Consider the following 23,765-nt stretch of genomic DNA (forward strand, 5'->3'; position numbering starts at 1 on the left):
GATGAGGGTGCCATGGATCTTTACTGGATTGCCCAGGCGGTGGGTGTAATGGCTTTCGCCGTCGGTATTACCATGTTTTTTAATCGCAGCGAGCGCAGATTCAAATTACAGCTGTCGCTTTACAGTGCGGTCATCGGCTGTCATTTTTTCTTGATGGGGGCCAATGCGGCCGGCACCAGCGCGGTGCTCAATGCACTGCGTACCGTTATTTCCACCCGTACCCGCAGCATCGTGGTGATGTTTATCTTTATTGCGCTGACGCTGGTGCTGGGGGTAAGCCGGATAAATCATCTTATTGAAATCCTGCCGATTACCAGCACAGTGGTCAGTACCTGGGCGCTGTTTCGTACTCGCGGGCTGACTACCCGCTGTATAATGTGGTGTTCGACCTGCGGCTGGGTCATCCATAATATCTGGCTGGGGTCGATTGGCGGTTCGCTTATCGAAGGCAGCTTTTTAATTATGAACGGCGTTAATATCATCCGCTTCCGCCGGCTCCAGCTGCGCGGCATTGATCCTTTTGAGACCGAAAACAAGGCGGTACCGGTGAGCAAGCGCTGATGAGCCACGCACCTGTACCGCACCGGCGCAAGAGTGAGAATAGCTACACCGGCGTAGCAAGGCGGCGAACCGGTTGCTGCTCGCCGGTATTGGTTTGCCTAGCCTGAATGGCGATGATCCTGCTGTCCATCGGCAGGGAATACCACGCCGGTCTGGCGGCGGATTTCCGTCAGCAGCCTGGCGGTTATCAAGGATACCTCCAGGCCGTGGTGGCTGATGTTGCCGGTTTCTATAAGCGCGGCAAACTGTTCGGCCTCATACAGCATGGTATTAATGTGCTGTGGTTCAGACAAATCTTGTTTGCTTCCCTGTAGCGGAAACAGGGTGATCTTCTGGCACTCGGACAATTTCTCGACAACCAGCGTGCCTTCCTCGCCCTGTATTTCACTGGCCAGTTCGCTGCGGCTGACCTTGGAGTGAATCAGCGTAACGTCAAAATCACCGTAGCCCAGGCAGACGGTACCGTGCCCGTCCACACCACTGGCCAGCAATGAGGCGGTGGCCTGTATCGACCTGGGTTCGCCCCACAGTGCCACCGCGCTTGCCAGGGGATAAAAGCCTATATCCATGATCGATCCGTTGGAAAAGGCCGGATTAAAGGTATTCGGGTTCTCGCCGGCCAGATAGCGGGGATAGCGTGAAGAATACTGGCAGTAGGAAAACACCGCCTTGCGCAGGGTACCCACCATCGGCAGGGCCTGGCGCAGCACATTAAAATTAGGCAGGCTGGCCGTTTTGAAGGCTTCGAACAGCACCACGCCGTTTTCTCGGGCGCAGGCTATCATCTGCTCAGCTTCTGTGAGATTGGAGGCGAAAGGTTTTTCACAGATCACGTGTTTTTTATGGCGCAGGAAATGGAGCGCCTGACTGCAGTGCAGGGCATTTGGACTGGCGATATAAACGGCATCGATATCGTCCCTTGGGGCGAGACTGTCCAGTGAATCAACGCAGTCCGAGACCTGAAAATCAACACCGAATGCCCGGGCATTATCCTGCTGCCTGGAGTAAATAGCGGTCAGTTTGAAACGGCCGCATTCATGGGCCGCTTCAATAAACTGGCGCGTGATCCAATTGGTGCCTATCACAGCGAAACGAATCATGTCGAAAAATTATCCTGAGCCGGGGGAAATGACATCCGAGATTATCACGGCCTTACCTCAAGGAAAACACATGGGTTTTTCCCGCAACCGCTGATGAATTGAGGCCCTGCTCAAGGAAATATCACCCAGTCCCGCCGGGTATAGGGAAAAAACGGTTTACTGGAGCGCATTTTTCAGGGATAACCAGCACAATTATTTTAATCAGGTGGAATATATGTCAGTTTTTGACTCGGCCCTGGGCGTCTTCGAGCTTGAGCGTTTCCCGCCTGATGCGGCCAGCGACAATCTGCAGGCATGGGATGCCGCCGATGAGTATCTGCTGCTGCACTGCAGCCAACTGCCGCTGCCAGAGGGCCCTACGCTGCTGTTCAACGATAACTTCGGTGCGCTGACTGTGGCGTTGTGCTCCCGTTCACCCATCACTATCGGCGATTCCTGGCTGGGGCACCAGGCGGCTCGGTATAACCTGGCGAAAAACGACTTGCCTGCCGAGAACGCCACTTTCCTGGACAGCCTGGCGCCGTTGCCGCCAGCGCCGGCGCTAGTGTTGATAAAAGTGCCTAAAACCCTGGCCCTGCTGGAGCATCAGCTGCACGCTGTCCGTGCGGTCGCCACCCCTGAGACGATTATCATCGCCGCCGGTAAGGCGCGGGATATCCATACCTCTACCCTGCAGCGCTTCAGCGATATTCTCGGGCCGACCACCACCTCGCTGGCGCGTAAAAAAGCCCGGCTTATTTTCAGTAAAGCAACGGCGCAAGTGCAGCCTGCACCGGCACCGACCTTAAGTTGGCCGCTTGAGGGTACGCCATACCATGTCCACAACCATGCCAGCGTGTTTTCCCGCGCGTCCCTGGACATCGGCGCCCGCTTCTTTCTGCAGCATTTACCCGAGGGGATTGCAGGCACGTTGGTGGATCTGGGCTGCGGCAACGGCGTCATCGGACTGATGCTGCTGGCGAAAAATCCTGACGGACAGATCCATTTTGCCGATGAATCCTATATGGCGATTGCCTCCAGCCGCCTTAACATAGCGGTTAACCGCCCCGAGGATGTCGACCGCTGTGCATTCAGCACTGGCCACTCTCTGGCCGGATTCGAGCCGGACTCCCTGCAAGCGGTGCTTTGCAATCCGCCGTTCCATCAGCAACAGACCCTGACGGACAATATCGCCCGCGAGATGTTCCGCGATGCCAAGCGCTGTCTGGCCCCCGGCGGGGAGCTGCGTATTGTTGCTAATCGTCACCTTGACTATTATCAGCAAATTAAACGACTATTCGGTAATTGCACTACGCTTGGCGCAAACCCGAAATTCGTCGTATTGCGGGCAGTTAAAACACGCGCCGGACAAGGCGGTAGATAACCGGCGGTCTTCTGCAGGCTAACCCGGTTTGTTGACCGCCCGGACTGCCGGTATACTGCGCTCAGCGCCCCCTAAGAGGAACGATCCAGATTATGTTGCTGCAAGAGTTAGAATCGCGTTTGGACCATGCATTCACCGAGCTTGAGCAAAGCTTTGTGCAGCACCACAGGTACAGCCAGGAAAGCTATCAGGCGCTCCAGCGACAGCTTGAACTCAGCTTGCAGCGTGAGGCCAAGCTGCGCGAGAATAATGCCTATCTGGTTTCGCAACTCAATAATCTGGACAGTTCACCGGACCGAAATCCTTTATTGCACAAAATCAAAATCATCCGTTCCTATGTTGACCAGCTGGCGCGGGATGCCGCTGCGTTTAATCAATCCTGCGGTATTTAAGATACGGACGACGCTGCCCGGCCTTGATTGAAATAGAGGGCTATCGCAGACATGACAGCGATCGCCACAGCTTACTCATTACCCCCCATTCTCCTGCGGCTTGATGCGCCATGGTCACGGTACCCTGGAGCAAGGGAGAGTCACGGGTAATCCGATCTGGGATATCCTGCGTGTAGCCGTTTGCCACCCAATCGATAAGGGTGCGATGGCGCAACATGCTGCTGTCGTAAGAGCCGTTGTCACCCTCCGCGCCCAGGATGCCATTCAGATACGCTTGGTAGTGCTGGAAAAAGTCCTCATAACTCAGCGAATCGATATTTGCAATTATCTTTTTCGACAGGCACCAGTCAAAGAAGTTATATGACTGCATGGCACAGTCATTCTCATGTTGTAAAAATTTATGGAATAAAAACAGCCGATTATGCGTTTCTGGCGTAATTTGGCAAATGATATTGAATCTATCCGAATTCTCACTGGCGTCCGTTGAGCTATCAAATGCCACGAAGTCGAATCCCTTAGGGGTTTTGACTGCCATCACCGCGCTGAAATGGACTTTCACACCCTCTTTTTCATGCTGGTCTACCTCCACTGAAGAAAAGGGCATGAGCATTACCTCACCGGCCAGCATCACATGCAACTGGAATCGGGCCTTTTTTACCAGACCTGCTGATTCATCTGTTAGCCAGCGGTACCAGGCAGTATCCGTCGACCCCGCACGCTGGCGATGACAGATCGATGTTAAGGCCGAACAGGGCAACTGATACTTTATCGCCAGCAGAGCGATTGCCGTTTCAAAGACATTTCTTTCTATGGTTACCCCTGCGTTGCCGACGGCGGCGATCGCGTCGGGCAATGCCAGCAGGCGGGCAATTTGTGACCACAACGCTTTCCCTTCTTCCGCGCGGTCGCTGAACAAGCCCGGTTCAGTCAGACTGTGCTGGGCCACCATCTGGCACAGTCTGACCTGGTCCGCTTTTTCCAACGGCTGCGCCACCACGGCATCTTCGGCTGCAATCGTCTGCAGCACCTGGGTTGCCGCTTTGCCCAGACAGGCGCGCACCTCCATTTTGACACTGTCCGGCAGCTCACTTTCAAACAGGTCGGCAGTTTCTTGCAGTAAATTGGTAGGGGTCGCCTGGCCATGATGGGTTAAAAACTCCACCGGGACCTTAAGCAGACGTTCGGCAAGATGCTAGGCATTTTGTAATGCGGTCAGGGGTTCGTCGCGGCAGGCCTCGGACTGCTCTGCGTTCTTATCAATAGCATAGTAACGAACATAGGCCGTGGCCTCGGTGGCACCAGATAGCCATTCATTATAGAACATTTCATTCATCCTTAATTTTAATTACGAATATTATTAACGGATATGGCTTTTCAGTATTAACACTTCGTTTTTTCTCTCAGGGCAGCGCATCTCTAAGGGCTGTTGAACCTATTTATTTCATTTTATCGAATTTTTTTCACAGGAATACTTTGTTAAAGTTGGCCTCACTGTGTCAATAAAAATTCAGGTGAATACCTTATTGGACTCTCCATTGCCCGTCTATATCATATGCCGATAAAAAGAAGCCTGCAGAGGAGCGCCGCTATGTTTGCCAATTGTCAGCTGTTTGGCATGGATCTGGCTTTTCCTGATATTTGCCTGACGCCCATGCCGTTACCGGTGCCGGTGCCTTATCCGAATATCGCTATGGGCTTTATGGCAACGCCGCGCAGTTTTACGGTGTTATTTATGGCGATGCCGGCCCATAATCTGGCAACGCGTACTCTATCGAGCTTTGGCGACAACGCCGGCACGTTGCTCGGCGTGGTTTCTCATACTGTCATGGGGGAGTCCAGGCATATTACCGGCGCATTTACCGTACTTATCAAGGGCTCGCCCGCGACGAGAATGACCAGCCTGAGCCTGCAAAACAACAAAAATGCGTTGGGTATGCGGCTGCTCCCGAGTCAGTTGATTGTCATGATGCTGGCGATGTAAGCAATAGGCAATGAACTATACCCAGCAGAATTATCACAAAAAAGCGCCTGCGTATTATTGTTCCGCTGGCTGGCAGTAATAATGTCAATATGGACTGATATGCGGGTAGCGAGTCCCTGGGTTCATCATTTTCAGGTCGATCCGGGTTTTAATAAAATAATTAAAATATTGCTCGCCATATTATGGTTGGCCGGTTGCTCATCGAGTGAAGTGAATCGGAAAACGGAATATATACTGACTTTTATTATTAGAGATGATTTGAATGATGGCATGCCGTTGCGGATACGTATTTTTCCCGTACGTAATGAGGATGATTTTATGCGGGCGACTTTTTATGAACTGCAGGCTGTAAATCCCAAGATGGATAATGACATTTTACCGGGGGAGAACAGTATTTTTATTGTACCCGGCGAACAGAGTAAATTTTATCCGTTGCAGCTCGCGGCAAATATTAGCCACATCGGCCTGTTTGCGGAATTCAAGCAATTCGACGCCCAGCAATGGCGACTTTTGCTGCCAGCATCGCCCACTGTCGAACTCTCTGTGTGGCAAAAGGTGATAAAGGCAGCTCCCGCCCCGAGAGAGGTCTTTATCCGGCTTGACCGTACAGGGCTGAGTATCGACTTTTCAGCGGCTGTTCATGCAACCGAAAAACTCGGCCAGGGAGAAGCAAAGTGAAAGAAGATAAAGTGCTGTGGATGGAGGGAATGTTTCTACGCCCCCACCATTTCCAGCATGCCGATGCATGGCAGCAGGCCATTATACGCCAGTCTCGTCAGGGGGCCTATCATTGGGGATTTTCCCGCCTGGAATTGGATATCGGCATGCAGTCTCTGGGCAAGATAGCCCTGGTATCGGCCAGCGGTATTTTACCTGACGGCACGTATTTCGATGTAGATAGCGTCGACGCGTTGCCGCCTCCCATCGATGTGGATGACAGCTGGCAGGAGATGATCATTGTGCTGGCATTGCCGGCAGCACGCGCAGGCAGGCAATCCGCCATACTGACCGAATCTTCCGGCTCGACCGCGCGTTACCTGGCTTTCGAAAAACAGGTAATCGATGACAATGAGCTGTCGGCCGGCAGCGCCACCTTATGTTGCGCAAGGTTACGTCTCAGGCTGATGCCGATGTCAGCACTGACCGCCGATTGGATAGGCATGGGGGTCGTGCGGTTAAAGAGAAAGGATCTCGACGGTGGTGTTTGCCTGGATGAAGGATATATCCCGCCATTGCTCAATGTTCACGCCCATCGGACCGTGCATCGCATGATGCAGGAGATGGCGGGACTATTGCGCCAGTGCCGCCAGCGGCTGTGCCGCCATATGAACGGTCAGGACAATGCCCGGGCGGTTCCGGTGCGGGATATGTTGCTGCTTGGGTTGGTCAGCCGCTTCAGCGCCCGCACCGAGCATGCCCTGCATCTTCCCTGCCTGCATCCGCACATCCTGTTCGCTGAATGGCTAGGCGCCGCGATGGAGCTGTCTGCATTTCGCCCGCCCTATGCCGCAGACATGGACATACCGCAATATGACCATCAGCTTGCCGCAGAGGGTTTTTCTCGCCTGATGGCCATGTTGCGCCAAGGGCTTAGCCTGATGCTGGAGGAAAATGCGCTGCCTTTGCCGCTGGTCAAGCGGATGCCCGGACTCAGTATTGCTACCTTGCCCGAACGCGCCATGATCGCTGGTTTTGATTTCATCCTGCGCATTAATACCGATGGGGAAAATGGCGAGGGAGTCGATGAGGTGCTGCGGCAGCTTAAAATAGCGCCACTGAACCGCATACGTGATCTGGTGCAGCTGCAGTTACCCGGCGTCGCTTTAAAGCCTCTGGATCGCGTCCCCCCCTCCTTGCCATACCGTAGTGGTGACCGTTATCAACTGCTGGAAAGCGGCGGTGAATTCTGGCAGGAAATTTCGGATACCGGCATCTTCGCTTTTTATCTGGCGCACGACTCAGCCAGCGTCACGGTTGAGCTGTGGGCCGTCAGGCAGTCGACGCTGCAGGACATCCCGGCATCATGAGCTTGCCACATGAAATTCCGTACAGTCGGGACACGCCGGTCAATGCTTTGCTGAAGGCGGCTTATCCGTTGCTCAATGCCATTTCAGGCATCAGATTCAGCCCCGCGCCGGATGATCCAGGCTTGTTGCGCGAGCAGATGATTAACGAGATCCGGCGTTTTGAAAAACGTTGCCAGCAAACCGGCCTGTCCCATGAAATGATGACGCGATCACGCTATTGCCTGTGCACCGCCCTCGACGAAGCGGTAAGCCTGACCCCATGGGGCGGTGACAGTCTATGGTCGGGAAATGGGCTGCTGAACACCTTTCATAATGAGACCCGGGGCGGCGAAACATTTTTCTGCCTGCTGGATGAACTGCTGCTGCAGCCGGAGAAGCATCTGGATGAGCTGGAGCTCATATATTATTGTCTCTCGCTCGGTTTTGGCGGACGTTACCGGGTAATAGAGCATGGTCAGGCGCGCCTGCAAAGCCTGGTGCATCATTTGGCCGAGCAATTGCGCCGGGCAAGAGGGAGTTACCCCGCCGAACTGAGTCCGCCGAGACCGCCCATGACTATTGCCCCCACTTCCGGCCGTCCCTGGCATCTGCTTTGGGTTTGCAGCCTGTTTGGCTGCATGCTGTTGTTTGGCTTATACATCATTCTGGTCAATCAACTGGATGGCAGGGCCTTGCCGGTGCAACGGGCTATCTACAGTTTGCCGCTGCCCAAATCCGCTCCCGCCGTCGACCTGGGGTTCTGGTCTTTGAAACAGGCTCTCAAAGATGAAATTGCCCGGGGCGATATTGCCTGGGATCGACAACCGGGCAAGTTGGTGATCACCTTAAAAGGGGGGGATTTATTCGCCCCGGCCTCGGCGTCATTAAATCCACGTTATAAAACCATTATCGAACGTATCGCGCGTCATCTGGCATTTCCGCACGGCACCATCACCGTTAACGGCCACAGCGACAGCCAGAACATAAGCCGCAGCAAGTATGCGTCCAATCAGGATTTATCCCTTGCCAGGGCTGAGGGCGTCGCAGATTTACTGCGCAGCCATCTGCAGGGACCTTCCTGGATAAGAGCCACCGCACCGGCAAACCCAGACCCGCTGGTACCTGACGACACGCCGGCAAATCGCGCCATAAACCGCAGAATTGACATCATTTATCAACCGCAGGCGCCTGATGACGTCGCGCCATAAACCCCAGGGATGACAGGATGCTGAAGAAACTGATGGTCATATTCACCTCGCGGCTTTTCTGGGGGGGGGTAATGGTGTCCGGCGCCTGCCTACTGATCTGGCTGGCGGGGCCGCTGATTGCCATCGAAGGCGAAAGTCCATTGCGTTCAGCACAGCGACGGCGTCAGGCGATAGCGGCGGTAATTGGCGTGTGGCTGGTGCTGCGGGCAATGCCGTTACTTTATCGAGCCTGGCTGCAGAGACGCTTATTGCGGCACTTGCAAAGCCGCAGCGAGTCGGCTGCCGGGGCTGGCGAGAGTGATCTTGCCTTACAGATGGGCTTCGATAATGCCTGCCGGATTATCAAAAAACTGGCAAGCCAGCATTTGCAGGGATATTGGAAATACTGCTGGCGCCTGACCGGCAGAAAATACCTCTACAATATCCCCTGGCTGCTGGTCATCGGAGCCGGCGGCAGCGGAAAAAGCAAGGCACTGCTCCATTCCGGTCTGGATTTCTATCCTCCGCCGGTAAAGCGGCACGCCGGTACGCGCGCGGATGGGCATAGTCAGTGCGAGTGGTACTTTTCTTCCCTTGGGATCCTGCTCAGTCTGCCGGGGCAGTATATGGATCATGACAATGCCCATTGGCCGCTGTTGCGATCCCTGCTGCGCCGCTATCGGTCTCGCCAGCCGTTTGACGGAGTGGTCCTGGCCATCAGCGTACAGGATCTGCTGTTTTTTTCGGCTGAAGATCTGCATCGTCAGGCCAGTCAGATGCGATCGCGACTGCTTGATTTGGCACGGGATCTGGGCCGGCCTTTTCCGGTTTATCTCATGCTGACCAAGGCGGACTGCCTGCTGGGTTTCAGTGACTATTTTAGCCGCTTGGACGGCGCTGAAATGGAGCAGGTCTGGGGGTTCAATCTGATGCGGTCCGGTGGCGAAGCGCTGCACAGCGAACTGCCGATTCAGCTTGAGGCACAGTATGAAAAGCTGCACCGGCGTCTCGCCATGGCACTGCCCGATACGCTGCAGGCAGAGGCCGATCCCGGTAAACGAGCCGCCATTTTTGCATTTCCTCAGGCGTTTATGTCGCTACGCCCCCCACTGATGCGGCAATTGATGCTGATTTTCGCACCCCATCATGGAGAGGAGCATTTCCAGTTGGAGGGCGTTTATTTTACTAGCGCCAATCAGAAAAAAATATCTGCTCAAGCGCCGCCTAAGGAGACGGGCACTGACTTGTTCGCCTATCAACCCGGCAACAGCGAGCTCAGGCCGGGCGACGAGGAACAGAAACGGGTGCCTGCTCAGCGCTATTTTCTCGAAGCTTTATTTCGGCAAGTCATTCTGTCTGACGGGACGTCTGCAGGCAATGCCCATTACCGCAAGCGGTCCCAGCGCATGCTGTGTCTGCTGGCTTCAGGAGCGATGCTACTGTTGGTCAGTATGTTTACTTGCGCTTTTATCCTGAGTTATAAAAATAATTGTCGTTACGTCAATGAGGTGCAGGATCGCCTGCCATATCTTGAAATCCACAGTGCCAGGCTGGCAAAGCTGCCTAATCACGATCTGCGAGCCCTGTTGCCGCTGCTGAATCGGCTGTCACACCTGGCCGACAGTCACCAGTTCGATCCGTCCGCACCAACGCTTGCCTACCGTATGGGTCTTTATCGTGGCCATATGATGCATGTCTCTGCTGATGTGGTCTATGTGCATGCCCTGAAGCGTCTGATGCTGCCACTGGTCATCGACCGCATCAACCTATTGGCCGCCGAGGCCGCCAGCGGCGAAATGCCCTTTGCTCAGGAGGCATTAAAGGCCTATCTGATGCTGCATCAGCCGGACCGCTACGACGGCAGATTTCTCACCCACTGGCTGATGGCTCGTCTGCCACATCAGGACAGTGAACGTCCACTTAACGCGTTAGAGCGCGAACATTTACGGGGCCATCTGCTGCGGTTGCTTGACGATGCGAAACCGGCTTCCCCCGGAGGCGGAGATGACCAACTGGTCAGCCAGCTTCGCCGGGTTATCGCCAAAAAAAGCCTGGCGAAGCGGGTTTACTGCCGGCTCAAAATGGCGCTGATAACTGAACATCGCGGTGGATATTCCAGTTTGGCCGAACTCGCCGGGCCGCTGGCCGGGCAGGTTTTCAAGCGCAAAAGCGGCCAGGCGCTTACTGCACCGATTGCAGGCCTGTTTACCCCAGAAGGATATTGGCTGGGCCTGGACCGGCAGGTAGATAACACGGTAGCTGCGCAGCTAGAGGAAGAACAATGGGTGACAGGAATCAAGGATCTGCCTGATGGGGAGATTGTCGCCGGGCAGATACGCCAGCTTTATATGGATGAATTCATACGTTACTGGGACCAGGTGCTGGCTGACGTTGTTCTGGTCAGTTGCCGTAATCTGGAGGAAAGGATCCATGCCATACGGCTGCTGTCGGATGAACGTTCCCCCATGCGTAATCTGTTGGTCGGGCTAGGATACATCCTCAGACTGGAACGTCCGCAGGAACAAAATCAACTGGCTGGCTGGGGCCGTAAATTGAATGATGAGGCGGCGCAGAGGATTTCAGGTCTGTTCCGGCAAACCGCAAACGACGAGCCGTTATGGCTGCCGGAGGATATCGTCAGAGAGCATTATCGGGATCTTATCGATATCTCTCGGCCGCTGGCGGATGCCGGTGCAGCTACTCGATTTGATGGCATTATCCAGCAACTGGGGGAGGTCTATTACTATCTGGTCGCCGTTAAAGCCGAAGGCGGTCATGGCGTAGCCCACGGCGATATCATGACCAGGCTGCGGGCCGAAGCCGGTCGTTTGCCGCAACCTTTTCGCGCTATGCTGCACAGTATCGCCGCCGAGACCGCCGAGGTCAGCCAGCATCATGCCCAGGCCAGACTGCGCCAGTTGGTCAACGCCCAGAGCGGCCATTTTTGCCGCCAGGCTATCCAGGGACGCTTTCCGCTGTCCGGCGCCAGGGGTCCAGATATCCTTCCCGATGACCTGGCGCATATTTTCGCGCCGGGCTGCGGCATCATGAGTCAACTATTCCAGCAGCATCTGCGCGACAACATCAGCCAGGAAAATGAATGGCGATGGTTGCCTGCCAGCCCAGGCGCTTCCACTCAGGAAGACAGCGAACTGCTTGATGCCTTCAGGCAGGCGCAGGCTATCAGTGGTGCCCTGTTTCGGGCTGATGTAAGCACTCCTTCATTTTCTTTTGTCCTGCGTCCGCGCTCAATGGACAGCTCAATACTGAGTATGACGCTGGATATCAACGGGCAGATTACCCACTATCGGCACGGCCCTTTGACAGCGGCGCATTTGTCCTGGCCGGGTCCGGGCGGAGCGGCGGCCGGCCAGGCCAGCCTTTCCCTGAAGCTTGCCGATGGCCGCGTCGTCGCCCGAACCGCCTCAGGTCCCTGGGCGCTCCATCGGCTTTTTGCCGGGGCCGACAGTGAAACCCTCGATCAGGGCCCGGCCAGGCGGCTGCTGTTCAACCTGGAGGGGCATAGCGCGCGAGTCGATGTGACGCCTGACAGCAGCTACGATCCGTTCTCTTTACCCGAATTCCGCTGTCTGGATAACAAAGGACGCTTATGAATCACGATTCCCTGCTTTATCCGGTCAGTCCGGCGACGCCCTGCGGCGATAATCTTGAATACAGCGCAGAGTACCTTGAGCTTAGCCAGCTTGCCTGCGGTAAGCCAGAGCAGCAGTATGGCGATATGCTGATTCCCGGCGAGCCCCCCGACTGGCGCGGCGTAGAACATCGGGCCATTGGTCTGATGGCGCGCAGTAAGGATATTCGCATTATGGTGCTGCTTGCACAGGCGTGGACCGCTCTTCATGGTCTGGCGGGCTATGCACAAGGACTGGAGTTGATTAATGAAGCGATGGCACGTTACTGGGACGAACTCATTCCCTCATTGTCTCCCTGGGCAGAACCGGATCCCTACATGCGCATTAATGCACTGCGTGCGTTGGGTGATGGTTTTGCCCTGGCCCGTCTGCTGCGTCAGTGCCCGGTGGTACAGGCCGGCGCCCAGGCGTTAACCGTTGCTGATGTGCTCAAAATGCTTGACGGCCCCCAGAGCGTACAGAGTGATTATCCGGGAGGCGCGGCGGTGCTCGCGGCCCAATTGCGCCAGGGAGTCGATCCGGCATCGTGTTTGATCCTGCGTATCCTGGCCGCAGTGCAGCAGATGAATACCCTGCTCGGACAACGGCTTGGCGAGGCGGCGATCCCCGAGATGTCGTCACTGCTGGCGGTCTTACGGCGGCTGGCGCCTGCGCCTGAAAAAACGCTATCCCCAATACTGTCTGACGCTGCGGCAGCGGCGATAAATTCGCCGGCATCGGTAACTGCTATGCCTATCAACAGCATATCCGCTGACGGGGAAATTCGGTGCCGCGAGGATGCCCGCCAGGCGCTGGCGGCGGTTCAGGCGTACTTCGCCCAACATGAGCCGGGCCATCCGGCTTATTTATTGATTGAGCGCATTCAACAATTATTTGATCTCGATTTCATGCAGATGATCCGCAATTTGGCACCGGATGCGGCAGCGCAGTTCGACGTTATTTTAAATTCATCAGCCAGTAAATAGACCGGTCCATTGCAAGCATGACCAGGACGGTAATGGGTATCCGATACCGTTTGTATAACCACAAGGAGAAAGGGATGTCACAACAGAGCGACAAAAGTGGGCAAAAATTCATAGCCCGAAACCGGGCGCCACGCGTGCAGATCGAATATGACGTCGAACTCTATGGCGCGCAAAGAAAAGTCCAGTTGCCGTTCGTCATGGGGGTGCTGGCCGATCTGGTCGGCAAAAAGGGAGAGCCGTCGCTGCCAGCGATAGATGAACGTAAATTCATGGATGTTGATACTGATAACTTTAATGAGCTGATGAAATCACTACAGCCAGGCATCGCATTCAAGGTGGAAAATACCCTGGCTGGCGAGGGTCAGTTATCGGTAGAGCTTAGCTTGAATCATATAGACGATTTCCTACCTGATGCCATCGCCCAGCAGATTCCCGCGCTTAAGACATTGCTGGATGCGCGGATTGAATTATCTAATCTGCTGTCCTATATGGACGGTAAAAATGGTGCGGAAAATCTGATAGCGTCGCTGTTGCAAAACAGGGCATTACTTGAACTCCTCAGCCGCGCCGATGCAATCGACGCCGCCGATGCTGCCTCTCTTGCTCAACAGGAGTCTGACCATGCAGGCCGATAATGTGATGATCACCCCGGATGAAAGACTGTCGCCGCAGCATACCGCTGCCCAGTTGAGCGCGCTGCTGCTACAGGAATTTCGTCCAACAACCGCTCAGGCGATCCAGGCGGTGGAAGCAGCGGTCAGAACGCTCGCCCGCCAGACGCTGGCCCTGGCGCTGCCGTTGACCCAGGATGCCTTTAACGATATCCAGGCGCTGATCTGCGCCATTGACCATCAACTCTCCCGCCAGCTTAATGCCATCCTTCATCATCCAGATTTTCAGCAGTTGGAAGGTGCCTGGCGCGGCCTGCATCACCTGGTCAACAACACCGAAAGCAGCGAAATGCTGAAGATCCGCGTCATGAGTATCAGTAAACACGAACTGGCAAAAACGCTGAAAAGGTACAAGGGCGCCGGTTGGGATCAAAGTCCGGTGTTCAAGCGTATTTATGAAGAAGAATACGGCCAGTTCGGCGGAGAGCCGCTGGGCTGCCTGGTCGGCGATTATTACTTTGACCATGGGCCGCAGGATGTCGAGCTACTGGGGGAGATTGCCCGCATCGCCGCCGCCGCCCATTGCCCGTTTATCGGCGGCGCTTCGCCCGAGGTGATGCAGATGGGATCCTGGCAGGAACTGTCCAATCCGCGGGATTTGACCAAGATATTCCAGAATACCGAATATGTCGCCTGGCGCATGCTGCGCGAATCGGAAGATGCGCGCTATATCGGTTTGGTGATGCCGCGCTTTCTGGCGCGCCTGCCCTATGGTCAGTTGACCAATCCGGTAGTGCGTTTTCACTTTGAAGAGCAAACTGCCGGCGCGACCCATCAGAACTTTGTCTGGAGCAATTCGGCCTATGCAATGGCGGTGAACATCAACCGGTCATTCCAGGAATACGGCTGGTGCACTTCCATTCGCGGCGTCGAGTCCGGCGGTGCGGTCGACAATCTGCTTTGCCACCGTTATTCCTCCGATGATGGCGGGATAGAGATAAAATGCCCGACCGAGATAGCCATCAGCGATCGGCGAGAGGCCGAGCTGGCCAAGAATGGTTTTATGCCGCTGGTGTATCGTAAAAATTCCGATTTTGCCGCCTTTATCGGTGCTCAATCGCTGCAGAAACCTGCCGACTATAGTGATGGGGATGCAACCGCCAATGCCGCCCTGGCGGCCCGGTTGCCTTATTTGTTTGCCTGTTGCCGGTTCGCGCATTACCTGAAATGCATCGTACGTGACAAAATCGGTTCGTTCCAGAGTCGGGATGACATGGAGCGGTGGCTTAACCACTGGATTATCGACTATGTCGATGGGGACCCGGTCAATTCATCTCAGAAAACCAAAGCACGCCGGCCATTAGCCGCCGCCCAGATCCAAGTCGGCGAGTCTGAAGATAACCCGGGCTATTACCAGGCCAAGTTTTTCCTGCGTCCCCATTATCAGTTGGAAGGGCTTACCGTATCACTGCGGCTGGTATCCAGATTGCCTTCCTTGAAAGCGGCAAATTAACCCTGGGAGAACAGACGGATGCATAACAGTATTTATTTGCAGGTAGAAGGCGTGACCGGCGAAGCCATGGATGCCGGGCACCAGGGATGGATTGATGTGCTGACGTTTGAATGGCACATCAAACAGCCCACCGAGAATACCGTCGGGGGAGGCGGGGGGTGTGGACGGCTGGTGGTAAAGGATCTGCTGGTCTATGCCCGCCTTGACAAGGCCATGCCGACCATGATGACCATGGCGGCTGAAGGCAGGGCATTGGGCGAGGTGGTGCTGTCTATGGACAAGGCGGGCGGCAAACAGAACGAGTTTCTCAATATCAGCCTGAAAAACGTCATCATCAGCGCTATTGAGCTAGCGCCGGGCCAGCGTGCGGAGGGGGGGGCCACCGACGGTCAGATAGGGGTGTTGTACCGGTTTTCGCCGTCAAAGCTTGAGGTGAAATATTCCGCGCAAAGCGAAGCCGGCCAGTCCAGTGCGCCGGTAACGTTTACCTGGGATGTCAAATCCAACACCCAATAGCCAGGTGTCAATCCGGCTCTCGGGGGGAGGAAGGCAGTCGATAAATCACCTCTCTCCTGGCGCAGCCGTCCGGATTATGACCCAACCAGCAGGCCTGCCCCAGTGGCTGGCCTGCATCAAGTCTGCATCCCCTATACGCTTTGCCGTCAAGCTCCAGCTGTACCTCGCAGCTCAGCTCCTGGCCGACATACCAGTGTACCCACTGCTGCAGCAGCCCGGCTGCCGACAGCGGCGAGGGCGGGCCGGCGTAAACGCCGGGCAGCATTCGCTGATAGCCATTCCAGTCCAGTGGGCCGATAAGCAGACGAAAGGTCTGCCGATAATCGGCGGTACTTATTCCCAGGCAGGTATCCCGCCCCAGTGCGGCCGGCTGGTCCGCCCTGAAACGCCACTGGCTGCGGCGCGGGATAGCTTGCCAGTGAAAGCGATTTTCAAGAACATGCACCGTCACGGAAAACACCTGCTGCAGGATCGATTTCAACCCTTCGGCATTGCGCGGTCGACGGCTGAGGTGCCCTGCCAGATAGCTGCACAAATGTAAGTTCAGGCCCTCAGGACGCAGAGCCGGCTGGCCCATACCTAACAGACTGGCCAGGCAGTCATCGACACTGCGGGTGTCGATGCGATCATAGGATAATGCCAGCTGGCTGGCGGCCCAGGCCCGGTAAAACAGCGAAATCAGCCGATGATGAAAAATATCGGCGAACGAGGCCAGAGCGGTGTCCTGGTGATGCTTTTGCCGTTGCCAGGCATGTTCGGTCAGATGCAGTGGCAAAGGGCCTTCCGCGCCAAACAGGCCAAATCCGTAAACCGTCACACGTCCCAGGCCGCTTAAATGACATGGGTCAATGGCGGCAATTTCTGAAGCGGTATAGCCCGGAAAGGGGCTTTGGCCCAGACGTAATGGGTCATGGTGCGGCAATCGGGAACAGCCGAGCGGATAGGGCGAACCCTGGCAGGCATCGATCCGCCTGAGCAGAGGGAAAAGACGGTATTGCCATGGCGCTCTGGCGTTCAAAGGCCACGTCCCCTGCTTTTGGCCGGCACCGAGTTCGGGCAGGCTGTTGCTGTGAACCGGGCGGGCAGCGCCTGGTTGGCGCAAATCGGTATAAGGGAGCGTGGCAGTGGGCAAGCACTGGGCAGCGACAGGTCGCAGAGAGTAAATGTTCATAGGCTGGCCTGCTCGCCTGACCTCATCGCCCAGCACCCAATGATATTCTGACTGGCATCGGTCAGCGTGGTTTCAGTAAAGCTGTTGATGGCGGCGGACTGGCTGAATAACCTCGCCAATACGCTGCCCAGTAGCCAAGCGCCTGCGCCGGCAAATACCTGTTCGTCCACGCTGATGGCAACGGCGGTGCCGCCGGTATAAAGACCGGGTGGAGCTATTAATCGGTTAACCGCCGTCAATGTGCAGTGGCGAATGCCCGACAACTGGCGCGCCGCCGCCGGCGCCTGGCCCGCGTGAAATGCCAGCAATTGCCGCAGGGCAGCAGCGCTGTGCTCTGCCGTTTTGCCTGAGAGACTGGACAGATTCAGGTTGAGCTGGTTTACCAATTGCCAACTGTCCCGGCTATCCGCCATGGCGCTGGACGGGGGGGTCGGACCCTGGCGAATAACAATATGGCGTACCGGGAACGACTCCCTCATCACCAGTTGCCGATCGCTCTGCTGGGCGAAAATCAACGGCAGGCCAGCATTGGTACAGATGATCTCGGCCTCAAGCGCACAGAGGCTGTCCTGCCAGTAGCGGTCTGGTGTCGACACGCCGCCGGTCAGGGTGATATACACTGCCGAGGCGCTGTAGCCGTTGATCATCGCCAGCCCACTATTGGCGTGCCTGCGCTGGGGATGCCGACGCAGCGAAAACCAACTGGGTTCGGCACTATCGCCATGCGGGTCATCAGGGGCATACATTTGCCTGAACACGCGCTGGCAGCGGTTGTCGGCACCGTATCCCCGGATTCGGCTGACCGAATAGATCTCAAAATCATCGGGGCGTACGTGGTCTGCTACCAATGGATGCTCGCTTTGCTGCTGATCCAGCATGAACCGGTCGGCCCGGTGTGGGAAGAGATTGATGACCGGTGTACAGTGCAAGGCCAGATGCTGGCGGTCGACCTGCTGTTCCAGGGCCGGATTTTGTTTCCCCAACAGCAAAATGATCTCGAACTGCTGCTGTCGGCCCGCCCGTGCAAGCAACGGTTGCAGACCGCTGATGCTGAAGAAATGAAAACGATCGGGAAAAAAAAAGTATTCCTGTAGCAGGCGATAGGCTTCAAGGTTACGCATATCCGCTGGCAGCAGAGCCTGGTCGCGGTCAAAGCCTTCATGTCGCAGGCACTGACGGTCCAGCAGGGAGCAGGTTACGTCGTCGCCATCAATGCTGCAGAGGATATGCTGCGTGTGCTCCATGAGAAGTTCCAGCAGCTCCCTGGCCGGGGTCTGGTCGGCACAGAGATAGAACATAATGCGATCGCATTTCATTTGCGCCAGGGAGACATTTTCAAAGCAGCGCAGCATTATGCGCAACGCACTGGACTGCCCGCTCGGCCTGATACCGGCTTTGGCAACCGTGGCCGGCACCGGACCCAGCGTTACCTGTTCAATACGCAGAGGCTGGAGCACCACCTCATGGGCAGTACTGAAACGGCAGGTCATACCTTGCTTTTTCAGCGCCAGGCTGTCCATAACCGTTCCCCGCGGTATGGTAAAACCGCCGCTGATATCGCCTTTACCTTCATCGGGCTGCAGCTCTACCACCGCCATCGACGGCACCGGCGCAAGGTAGTTAGGATATAACACCTCAAGCAGTTGCCTGGAAAGCTGAGGGTAGCCGGCATCCATTTTCAGCTGGATCTTGGAGGTCAGAAATGCAGTGCCTTCCAGTAGCCGCTCGACAAAAGGATCGCCTATCTGTCCTTCCTGCATGCCCAGCCTGCCTGCCACCGCCGGGTAGCGCTGAGCGAATTCATTACCCATTTCACGCAGCCAGGCCAGCTCTTGCTGATAGTACGCCAGTAATCGGTCATCCATGAATTACCCCTTATCCCTCAGCTCGATGTGACCGTTTTCAAGACTCAAGCGGCTCTCAAATACAAACGCCTGCCATCGGGGGCAATGCCAGAGATGGCCCCTGATTTCAAACTTCAGTGCGCTTTGGCCGCCGTGCCATGGGGCGGCGGGCGTATCAATTTCCAGGGTATCGGCGTCAATACGAGGCTCATAGCGGCACACGGCCTGATGTATCGCCTGGCAGATATCATGCAGGGGCAGCGCCGAGATACATTTTCCCGCCAGCGGCAAAATGCCAAAATTCAGTACACTGCCAGCGACCAGCGGCCAGCGGCCAAGATCATTCCCTGCCTGATAATGGCTGCTGTTTAACAGCGCATGCAGGTTATCCAATATTGCCCGGCGCATCATGCGCACGCTGTGATGGCGGATGCTGGACTCGGCATCCATCGACAGCGACAGCCCGTCATCAGTCAGCCGCTCCAGCAGCGCCGGCTGTGCGTATTCGACATGCAGGCGATGCGCTGCCGGGTCGGGATTCAGCCGATAATCGTTGTTTTTATCCATGGCTATCCCATATGAATCTGTTCAGCATCAATTTTTATCAGCGCTTCGGCGCTGATCAGCGTGTTTTTACTGTGGAAACGCAGACAGTCTTCGGCCTGGATGTCTATCTGTCCGGCGCGGACCTGCTCTTTGTGGGTGACGCAGCGCAGCAGTCGATGACTGATCTGAGTGGCGGTATGCCACAGGGTTTCGAGGGATTTACCCACTATTGCCGCCTGCTGCAGTACCACCGACAGCGCCTGGCCGGTATAATTCATCTGCTCTATACGGCACTCGCCCCTTTCGGCAGCCAGCGCCAATCTCTGGCAGTTGAGCCCGATCTGTCCCGCACTGGACATCTGCAGGTTGCCGGCAGGGGCGATAAGCAAATCGCCGCTTACGCCCAGCGTAGCCACGCCGCTGCTATCGGCCCGCAGCAATACGGCGAGCAGCCATAACCGGTCGTCATCTCCTGCCAGTAGCACTTCATCATGCGCCTCGGGCCTCAGTAAGCAACTGGCGGCCAACTGACACTGCCAGGTGCGGTTGTCAAAGGAGATCAGATAACGACCTTCAGCCAGTCGGGCCAGCACTTTGCCGCTGCCCTGATAAAACGCGGCTCGAGCGGGTGGGTCTGAAATGGTGTCCATATGCATAAGGCATCCTTAAAAATAGCTTTGATGGTAACGTCCCTCACACTGCTGGATGCTGCTCACGCCAGAGTTGGGCGTTGAGCAGCGCCTCATCGGCAGACAATGTTCCCAGGCGGCTGGAAAACTGCGTGTGCTGGCAGACGGAGCGATGTAACAGGGTGCGCAGGAATAACGCCCGCCGCAGATCGGCAAAGCGCAGATTTGCGCCGCTGAAGTCGGCGTAACGTAAATCGCAGCGCTGAAAGCGGGCGTATTCTGCCGTGGCCCGATGGAACAGGCTTTGGACCAGAGAACTGTCACTGAAATCAGTCTGCAGCAGCACGGCATCGATAAATTGCGACTGGTCAAGACGGCTATGGGTAAGGCTGGCCTGCCGCAGATCGGCTTCGATAAACAAGGTGTGGTCTCCGAGGCAATGGTCCAGTCGGGCACCGACCAGCGAAGCGCCTTTGAAGCAGCTTTGGCTGAGATCGGTATGACTCAAGTCGGCCTGGTCCATGCGGTTTTCGGTAAACTGGCAACGCAAAAAACGCTGACCAGGGTAGTGGCAATTGCGATGGTCACAACGGACGAAGACGCTGTTTTCAAGGGCGCAACCGGTAAATCGGCTACCTCTCAGGTCGCAGTTGAAAAACACGCTGCCGGTTATTTGACATTGTTGCAAAATAGCGCGGTCAAGCGGCGTCTCGGACAGCAACACCTTGCTGAGGGTGGCATGCTCCAAGCGGATGCCGGTCAATGCGGTATGCAGCAACTGAGTCTGGTTCAACGTGGTGCGCAGGAACGACGCCTCCGTCAAATCACAATGGTTGAACAGGCACTGACTGACCGTTGCATCGCTGAAGTCAGCGCCGGGCAGATGGCAATGGGTAAACCGGCAGTCGTCAAGACAACGCTGGTTGAAATGGGCATTGTGGAAACGGCAGTGATCGAAAAGGGTATCCCGTATCGGCCCGGCGTTGGCGGGTAGCTGCGCAAAGGTGACATCGGTGAACATTGCCCCTATCAGCGCCACGCCTTGCAGTTGTTCAGGACCCAGAGTCACTTTGCTTATCACTTCTCCGTTGCTTATCCGACGCTGAAGTGCTGCTGCCGTTACCTGCATGGCTGTTCCTCCGTCCGGCCGGGCAGGGTTTTGCACTGTTGAGTGTAGGCATCGGTCCAGCGGGTTCCCGGACCGTACAGCGCTTGGGAAATATCGGTTCGAAACAGACAAGCATAAGTCAGGTCAGTATCGGTAAGCACCGATTTTTGCAGCAGAGCGCCGGTCAGGTCGGCATAGGCCAGATTGGCGCCGGTCAGATCGGTGCGGATAAACAGGCTGCCGCCGGCAAACAATCCGGTCATGACTGCCTGACGCAAGCTGGCTTCGCTGAAATCACAGTTATCCGCCCGGCAATGGCTAAAATCAGCCTTTTCCAGCCCAAGGCCGCGAAAATGGCAACTGTCCAGCAGGGCATAGGCAAAGCTCGATCCCGGGGCCTTGGTGGTGCCGCTAAAAGCACAGCGGGTGAGCCGGGCATGGTCAAAAATGGCAGCGTCCAATTTGACGGCATGAAAGCTACATTCTTCCAGCCGGGCGTGATCAAAGCAGACATCGCTGATATCGCCCTCCAGGAAGGTGACCTTCCGCATTAGCGCCCGACTAAAATCGGGGCCAGGGCAGTCAGGCGCCGGGAAGTGGCAGTCTTCTAGCGAGGCCTGATCAAAGCGACAATGCAGCAGGCGGGTGCGCTCGAAATAAAGACCGGTCAACCGAGCCAGGCTAAAGCGGCAATCGATAAATATCGCCTGGACCAGCATGGTTGCTTTCAACGTCGCCTGGTCGAATTGGCAGTGTTGCCAGCGGGATCCCGTCAGGCAGGCGCTATCGAAGGTTGCGCCATGCAGTACTGACTCGGTGACGGTCGCATTGGCCAGCATGGCCTCGGTGAAATCAGCGCCCTCTAACCGGCAGTGATGCAAAGTGATACTTTCGAGTAATGCCCGGCTGAAATCCGCCTGCCTTAAATCCAGGCCACTGAGATCCGCGCCGGTAAAATCCTGTCCGCTGAAATCCCGGCGATCGGCCATGATAGCTATCGCCTTGCCGCGCAAGGCCAACTGCCGTTGCCCTGCCGCTTGAGCCGCCGGCGGACGTTCGCCGGCGGACATCATATACATCCGGTAGAGGCCCTGGCCTATCTGCTGACGCTCAGCGGTCTGCTGATGCCCAGCGGCCAGCTTGGCGAGGTCATCATTGCCATAGGGGAGGGTATCGTCCGCTGGAAACGCATTGAGCCGTTTCAGCATCTGGTGATATTGCGCGGGCCCGGCGGGCAGCGCCAAGCTGTCCTGAGGCGGCATACCTGCGCTGGCCGCTTTTTGCCTGAGGCTTGCTTCGATGGCCTCCATCTGATCGATAGCCTCCCGGTGATCGATGGTTTGCATGTGATCGATGCCACCCGGCACCACACCGGCCTCCATCAGTCCGGTGACTTCCTGGCTACCGGGCGCAAGCACCGACTGATGACTCTCCCGCAGCGCCGCTTCCCGCCGGGCAAGATGGTCCATCAGGGAACTTGGGCTGCTGGTGGGTTCACTGTCAAGCCAAGGGCCGATAATCGCCCTGGAGACCAGCTCTTGCTCCCACCGGACGATATCACCCCCCGGCTTGCGGGCGGCACGCGTGCGCATCACCTCCTGGTAGTGGGCAGGCGGGCGGGCAGCTTCGGCCGTTTCAATGGCGACCAGTAACTGGCCAACGTCGGCGGCATCATCTTCGCTGATGGCAATGGAGCCTTGCCAGAACAGCATCAGTTGATCCCGATGAGGGAAAAACCACAGCGTTGTCAGCCCGAGAACAACTTCAACCGCAGACTGCGGTTCGTGCTTATAGTTGATAAAACCGCGGGCGCGCCATGCCGGCAACTGACCTTGCTGCACCGCAAGGGTCGGGTGCATATTGCGGATAAGCCACGGCGCAGCGGCGGGCACTTCGCCCCGCCCAGGCCACCATTGGTCCGACGGCGCACGGTTGAACAAATGCAGGTCCATATCCGGTGCAAACCCCGGGAAACCCTGCAGCCGCCAGCTTTCGTCGTACTGTTTACCCATCAGGCCGAGCTGGGCCTGACTGGTGAATTCAATCGGTCCAAGCGTAGCCGGCGGCGGCTGTTGCCGTGAAGAGGTCATCGGGACGTCGACAGGTTCCACATTAGGCAACGGCAGATAGTGTCGGCCATCGATACATCGTGGTTCCATGCCGATCCCCAGCGGATTCACCGGGTGAGCGGGGCCGCCATAGGCATGGCTAAGATCGAGCGGCATACGATCGAAGGGCCGGGGAGGGGTGGCCTGGTTCTGCAGCCAATAACGATCCCCTGACACTGACAGGCATTTTTCTTTATCGCCGACCTGAACGGTAACGATACAGTGCGGCTGCTGTGGCTGCTGTGGCTGCTGTGGCTGATGGCAGGGCCAGGCATAACCACTGACCAGATATTCTGCCGAGGGCTTGGGAATGCCCGCGTCAAGCAAACAACCTTCAGGCAGCTCCTCGGCCGCCAGTTGCCAGAGTTCCGGTTCAGGACGCAGCTTGGGAGCGCTGCTCATATCGGTCAGCGCCATCACCGTAACGCCGAGGCGGTGTTTACCACTCTGGCTCCATGGGCGCTGCATAACCGACAGACGCAGGGGTTTTATCACGTGCATCAGACTGCCT

The 23,765-nt window shown here is 56.4% G+C and carries 21 protein-coding genes; 12 read left to right on the plus strand and 9 right to left on the minus strand.

Annotation, left to right across the window (positions count from 1 at the left end; all coding sequences use genetic code 11):
• Positions 1 to 12 precede the first annotated feature (12 nt).
• A complete protein-coding gene (locus tag EDC52_RS04820) occupies positions 13 to 561 on the plus strand; it encodes a YgjV family protein (protein ID WP_131864216.1) in 549 nt (182 codons plus the stop codon).
• 98 nt (positions 562 to 659) lie between these two features.
• On the opposite strand, the gene EDC52_RS04825 is transcribed toward EDC52_RS04820, so the two are convergent.
• Positions 660 to 1,661, minus strand: coding sequence for a Gfo/Idh/MocA family protein (locus tag EDC52_RS04825; RefSeq protein WP_131864217.1), 1,002 nt, complete (start codon positions 1,659 to 1,661; stop codon positions 660 to 662).
• A 214-nt stretch (positions 1,662 to 1,875) separates the two neighbouring features.
• Between EDC52_RS04825 and rlmG the strand changes: the two genes are divergently transcribed.
• Both rlmG and EDC52_RS04835 read left to right on the plus strand, forming a co-directional pair.
• On the plus strand, positions 1,876 to 3,024 hold the full coding sequence (gene rlmG / locus EDC52_RS04830; RefSeq protein ID WP_131864218.1) for a 23S rRNA (guanine(1835)-N(2))-methyltransferase RlmG: 1,149 nt from the start codon (positions 1,876 to 1,878) through the stop codon (positions 3,022 to 3,024).
• Between the two features lie 92 nt (positions 3,025 to 3,116).
• Positions 3,117 to 3,416: an MbeD/MobD family mobilization/exclusion protein gene (locus EDC52_RS04835; protein WP_131864219.1), complete on the plus strand. Its 300-nt coding sequence runs from the start codon at positions 3,117 to 3,119 to the stop codon at positions 3,414 to 3,416.
• A gap of 40 nt (positions 3,417 to 3,456) precedes the next feature.
• Here the strand turns inward: EDC52_RS04835 and EDC52_RS04840 are convergent, their stop codons facing one another.
• Complete coding sequence (locus tag EDC52_RS04840; protein WP_131864220.1) at positions 3,457 to 4,578, minus strand: hypothetical protein; 1,122 nt, start codon at positions 4,576 to 4,578, stop codon at positions 3,457 to 3,459.
• 30 nt (positions 4,579 to 4,608) lie between these two features.
• Positions 4,609 to 4,740, minus strand: coding sequence for a hypothetical protein (locus tag EDC52_RS20230; protein ID WP_268990339.1), 132 nt, complete (start codon positions 4,738 to 4,740; stop codon positions 4,609 to 4,611).
• Between the two features lie 264 nt (positions 4,741 to 5,004).
• On the opposite strand from EDC52_RS20230, the gene EDC52_RS04845 reads away from it, so the two are divergent.
• The 9 genes from EDC52_RS04845 to EDC52_RS04885 all read left to right on the plus strand — a co-directional run bounded on the left by EDC52_RS04845 (position 5,005) and on the right by EDC52_RS04885 (position 15,848).
• Positions 5,005 to 5,397 (plus strand): DUF4150 domain-containing protein, encoded by a 393-nt coding sequence (locus tag EDC52_RS04845; protein ID WP_131864221.1) that lies wholly within the window; start codon positions 5,005 to 5,007, stop codon positions 5,395 to 5,397.
• Positions 5,398 to 5,478: 81 nt separating this feature from the next.
• On the plus strand, positions 5,479 to 6,075 hold the full coding sequence (gene tssJ / locus EDC52_RS04850; RefSeq protein ID WP_131864222.1) for a type VI secretion system lipoprotein TssJ: 597 nt from the start codon (positions 5,479 to 5,481) through the stop codon (positions 6,073 to 6,075).
• A complete protein-coding gene (tssK, locus tag EDC52_RS04855; RefSeq protein WP_131864223.1) occupies positions 6,072 to 7,424 on the plus strand; it encodes a type VI secretion system baseplate subunit TssK in 1,353 nt (450 codons plus the stop codon). The genes tssJ and tssK overlap by 4 nt, the downstream gene beginning before the upstream one ends.
• Positions 7,421 to 8,611: a type IVB secretion system protein IcmH/DotU gene (gene icmH, locus EDC52_RS04860; protein ID WP_131864224.1), complete on the plus strand. Its 1,191-nt coding sequence runs from the start codon at positions 7,421 to 7,423 to the stop codon at positions 8,609 to 8,611. Before tssK ends, icmH begins: the two co-directional genes overlap by 4 nt.
• A gap of 17 nt (positions 8,612 to 8,628) precedes the next feature.
• The gene (tssM, locus tag EDC52_RS04865; protein WP_131864225.1) at positions 8,629 to 12,204 is read left to right on the plus strand and encodes a type VI secretion system membrane subunit TssM; all 3,576 of its coding nucleotides are present in this window, start codon (positions 8,629 to 8,631) and stop codon (positions 12,202 to 12,204) included.
• Entirely contained in the window at positions 12,201 to 13,208 is a 1,008-nt protein-coding gene (gene tssA / locus EDC52_RS04870) for a type VI secretion system protein TssA (RefSeq protein WP_131864226.1), read from the plus strand. Before tssM ends, tssA begins: the two co-directional genes overlap by 4 nt.
• Before the next feature lie 74 nt (positions 13,209 to 13,282).
• A complete protein-coding gene (gene tssB, locus EDC52_RS04875; RefSeq protein ID WP_131864227.1) occupies positions 13,283 to 13,843 on the plus strand; it encodes a type VI secretion system contractile sheath small subunit in 561 nt (186 codons plus the stop codon).
• A 4-nt stretch (positions 13,844 to 13,847) separates the two neighbouring features.
• Positions 13,848 to 15,332: a type VI secretion system contractile sheath large subunit gene (tssC, locus tag EDC52_RS04880; protein ID WP_131864665.1), complete on the plus strand. Its 1,485-nt coding sequence runs from the start codon at positions 13,848 to 13,850 to the stop codon at positions 15,330 to 15,332.
• An 18-nt stretch (positions 15,333 to 15,350) separates the two neighbouring features.
• Entirely contained in the window at positions 15,351 to 15,848 is a 498-nt protein-coding gene (locus tag EDC52_RS04885) for an Hcp family type VI secretion system effector (RefSeq protein ID WP_131864228.1), read from the plus strand.
• A gap of 7 nt (positions 15,849 to 15,855) precedes the next feature.
• On the opposite strand, the gene tssG is transcribed toward EDC52_RS04885, so the two are convergent.
• The 6 genes from tssG to EDC52_RS04915 are packed head-to-tail and all read right to left on the minus strand — an operon-like array spanning position 15,856 to position 23,755.
• Complete coding sequence (gene tssG / locus EDC52_RS04890; protein WP_131864229.1) at positions 15,856 to 17,019, minus strand: type VI secretion system baseplate subunit TssG; 1,164 nt, start codon at positions 17,017 to 17,019, stop codon at positions 15,856 to 15,858.
• Complete coding sequence (tssF, locus tag EDC52_RS04895) at positions 17,016 to 18,884, minus strand: type VI secretion system baseplate subunit TssF (protein WP_131864230.1); 1,869 nt, start codon at positions 18,882 to 18,884, stop codon at positions 17,016 to 17,018. Before tssF ends, tssG begins: the two co-directional genes overlap by 4 nt.
• Before the next feature lie 3 nt (positions 18,885 to 18,887).
• Complete coding sequence (tssE, locus tag EDC52_RS04900; RefSeq protein ID WP_131864231.1) at positions 18,888 to 19,430, minus strand: type VI secretion system baseplate subunit TssE; 543 nt, start codon at positions 19,428 to 19,430, stop codon at positions 18,888 to 18,890.
• A 2-nt stretch (positions 19,431 to 19,432) separates the two neighbouring features.
• Positions 19,433 to 20,059, minus strand: a complete 627-nt coding sequence (locus tag EDC52_RS04905) for a DUF3540 domain-containing protein (RefSeq protein ID WP_165911659.1) — start codon at positions 20,057 to 20,059, stop codon at positions 19,433 to 19,435.
• Between the two features lie 43 nt (positions 20,060 to 20,102).
• A complete protein-coding gene (locus EDC52_RS04910) occupies positions 20,103 to 21,167 on the minus strand; it encodes a pentapeptide repeat-containing protein (RefSeq protein WP_131864233.1) in 1,065 nt (354 codons plus the stop codon).
• A complete protein-coding gene (locus EDC52_RS04915; RefSeq protein ID WP_131864234.1) occupies positions 21,158 to 23,755 on the minus strand; it encodes a DUF2169 family type VI secretion system accessory protein in 2,598 nt (865 codons plus the stop codon). The genes EDC52_RS04910 and EDC52_RS04915 overlap by 10 nt, the downstream gene beginning before the upstream one ends.
• Between the last annotated feature and the right edge of the window lie 10 nt (positions 23,756 to 23,765).

The sequence above is a fragment of the Biostraticola tofi genome (assembly GCF_004343195.1).
Classification (GTDB): Bacteria; Pseudomonadota; Gammaproteobacteria; order Enterobacterales; family Enterobacteriaceae; genus Biostraticola; species Biostraticola tofi.